A 3,121-nucleotide genomic window follows, 5' to 3' on the forward strand; every position below is an offset into this window, starting at 1 on the left:
CTGCTCCAGCGATTGTGCGCCTGATGAAGAGGGCAGCATGGATACTCCGACGATATGGGCCTCAGACAGCCTCTTATACCGGCTGGATTGTGAAGGCACCAAAACAGCCAGCGGTCACTTTCATTAATCACGCCGGAAGTGTGGGCGCTTCTCTCTCAACAGCGACTATTACTATTGTAGATCAGAACAACAAGATCATCGACTTTGGGAATCTACCCGATGGAACCCATATCAGTAACCCCTATGTCCAATCTTTCCCAGCAAGACTGATTCCTGGCTGGGCCTGCACTACAACTGCGAGTGGCACCACCCAGATCAATGCCAACGTTGATCCGAACTCCTGCACTGGCAATATGCGTGAAGGTTATGAGCGAATAGTCACTTACCCCTCTGAGGGGAATATCACTACAGGTGCTCCTACCCAGAACAATGGTAGCCGAGTAGAACTGATTTCTCGGGATATTTCTGGTGCATTATTTGAGCTATCTCTTTATAATAGGTCAACTTTCAATGCAGCCATGATTGTCGAGTTCAGTGGCACCGACGATATGCGCCGTCCTATTAAACTGAAAACCGAACGTATTGCCCTAAATGTTTTTCAGGGCGCTGACGTAACTGGCAACTGAAGTCTAAGATGCTGTCTATTTGACTGGCAGCTCCTTTTTGCCTTCTCGCTCTGCGGCGCAGCTCTACAAGTCGCCCGGAGCGATAATGCAATCATGACCCGGCAGGTTCTTAGAGCAGTTCTCTGAATGATGGGGACGTCCGAAAAACACCGCTGCCCCCTTCGTTCTACGTCCTGCTCTTTCTTGTTCACTTGTTCCACTCGGCAAAAGATGGTCAAAAGAGCACCATCCTTTTGCAAAATGCTCTAAGTATTTTCTGGCTGGGGTGTAGTGCCCCTTCAGTTCTGATTGGCCGTCACGCCGCTGCCACTTTCGGCTAACGGCTCTTCCGGGCGGCTAATCTGCAACTGCGGCGGCAAGCCTTCGTGGGCCGGGCTGTGTAGCCAGTAACGGGTCACCCAGCGCTGAAGCAGCATGGCCGCCGGAATCGCCAGAAACGCTCCGCCCAAACCGCCGACTGCCCCGCCGACCAGCACGGCGATCAGAATGCCTGCCGGGGTCAGATTGCTGGTGCGGCCCATGATCATCGGCTGCACAAAGTTGAAGGCGACCTGGTTAATCAGGAAATACAGCGCGCAGACCCAGAGCACGGTGGTGGTGCCCTGTGCAATGGCCTGAAGCAGCACCGGAACGGTCGCCAGAATCATCCCGAACATCGGAATCAGCCCGAAGATTCCGGTTAGCAGTCCCAGTGCCAGGGCATTGGGCACCTTGAGCAGCAAAAGCCCACCCCCGGCAATGAGCGTAATGGCCGCCCCGGTCAGCAGTTGACCGCGCAGATAGTTCCCGAACGACTCGCTGACGTCGTCGGCCAGGCGCACGGCTGGCGGCTGCCAGTAGCGGGGCAGCAGGCCCAGCAGCATCCGCCCGGGGCGGGCATGGTCCGACATGAAAAACACGGCCAGCGTGAGAATGACCACGGCCTGCCCCAGCCCGCCCAGCACCCCGGCCAGCCGCCCCATCAGGTAAGAGTGCGGGTCCAGGACAGAGGCAACGATAGGGCCGAGATTGGCAGACATATCGCTGACTTTTTCGTTGAGGTACGTCATCAGTTTGCCCTGCATGTGGGCCACCGCCGGAATATCGCTGTGCTCCTTTAGCTGCTTTTCAGCAATGGTCGGCAACTGTGCCAGCAGACCGGGAATTCCGGCAATAAAGTTGGTGACTTGTGAGGCCACCGTCCAGAACAGCAACCCCGTGATGCCCAGAAAAACGATAAGCAGCAGCGTGATGCTCCAGCCGCGCCGCAGCCCCCTGGACTGTAGCCAGTTAAGCAGTGGGTTTAGGACATAGGACACTGCGTAAGCCGCTCCGATCATCACCACTATGCCAGTCAGAAACTGAAGCGTGCGCCAGGCCAGCCAGAGCAGAAATCCATAGAAAAGCAGGCGAACCCAGGGTTTGGTCCACAAAAAACCCAGATAATCGGCGACTGTTTGGGGAGTTTTCGGTAAAGGAGCGCGGTTAAAAGTCAAAATGAGCCTCCGGAGCAGGGTACTGCTTCGCCAGTGTACGCATCTGGTCAGGCGGTTAGGCAACCCCTAAGGGTCGGCTTAGAGCCGTTCTCCGAATGATGGGCACGTCAGAAAAACACCGCCGCCCCCTTCATTCTATGTCCTGCTCTTTGTTTTTTACTCGTTCCACTCGGCAAAAAGATGGTCAAAAGAGCACCATCTTTTTGCAAAATGCTTTAAGGCATTGGGCGAAGTTACGGCCCTCGTGAAAAACGCCCCAGGGGTCTCCACTCTGCCTAATGCTCTTTCTGAATCCACTCGCCGCCTTTATGGCCAATGCTCTAGTATAGGTACGATGGCCGCTTCCACCTTCAGTGCCCTGTCGGCAATGATTACGCCCGCCGTACTGATTAGCGGCGCTGGAACGCTGATCCTGAGCACCAGCAGCCGCCTGGGCCGCAGCACCGACCGGGTGCGTGCCCTAACCTCTCGTTTCAAGGTACTGGTCAGTGAGGAAGGTCAGAAAGAGCCGCTGGCCCGCCGGGAAAAAGCCATGATCATTAGCCAGTTGCCGCGTCTGACCCGCCGCACGCGCTACCTGCACCGGGCACTGCGGGCCTTTTATCTGGCAGTCGCGCTGCTGGTTCTGACCAGCGTCTTGCTGGGCATCGAGAACCTTTCGCAGCGGACTATCAGCACCCTGCCCGTCCTGATGGCCCTGAGCGGCGCGATCACGCTGGCTTACGGGGCCATTTTGCTCAGTTTCGAGTCGACCCAGAGCACCATAACCACCGGGCGGGAGATGCAGTTTTTGGAAGAACTTGGCGCACATTACGCCTCGCTCTACCAGGACCCGCCGCCTAACTGACGCCTGCTACCGGAACTGTACCCGGGCAGCCACTTACGCAAGCAGAACCCTATTGACGCCCAAACTTCTCGAGCGTGAGGCCGCCGAACGCGTCCATCAGAGGCTGTCTGAGGCCCATATCGTCGGAGTATCCATGCTGCCCTCTTCATCAGGCGCACAATCGCTGGAGCAGA

At 56.6% G+C, this 3,121-nt stretch carries 3 protein-coding genes; 2 read left to right on the plus strand and 1 reads right to left on the minus strand.

All coding sequences use genetic code 11. From position 1 onward, the window contains the following. Positions 1-626: hypothetical protein (locus QZ269_RS12565; RefSeq protein WP_291427045.1), on the plus strand; the 626-nt coding region annotated here is incomplete at its 5' end. A gap of 278 nt (positions 627-904) precedes the next feature. On the opposite strand, the gene QZ269_RS12570 is transcribed toward QZ269_RS12565, so the two are convergent. Next, the gene (locus tag QZ269_RS12570) at positions 905-2,101 is read right to left on the minus strand and encodes an AI-2E family transporter (RefSeq protein ID WP_291427046.1); all 1,197 of its coding nucleotides are present in this window, start codon (positions 2,099-2,101) and stop codon (positions 905-907) included. A 334-nt stretch (positions 2,102-2,435) separates the two neighbouring features. Between QZ269_RS12570 and QZ269_RS12575 the strand changes: the two genes are divergently transcribed. After that, the gene (locus QZ269_RS12575; RefSeq protein WP_291427047.1) at positions 2,436-2,948 is read left to right on the plus strand and encodes a DUF2721 domain-containing protein; all 513 of its coding nucleotides are present in this window, start codon (positions 2,436-2,438) and stop codon (positions 2,946-2,948) included. Positions 2,949-3,121: the final 173 nt, after the last annotated feature.

The sequence above is a fragment of the Deinococcus sp. genome (assembly GCF_018260405.1).
In the GTDB taxonomy this organism is placed as follows: Bacteria; Deinococcota; Deinococci; order Deinococcales; family Deinococcaceae; genus Deinococcus.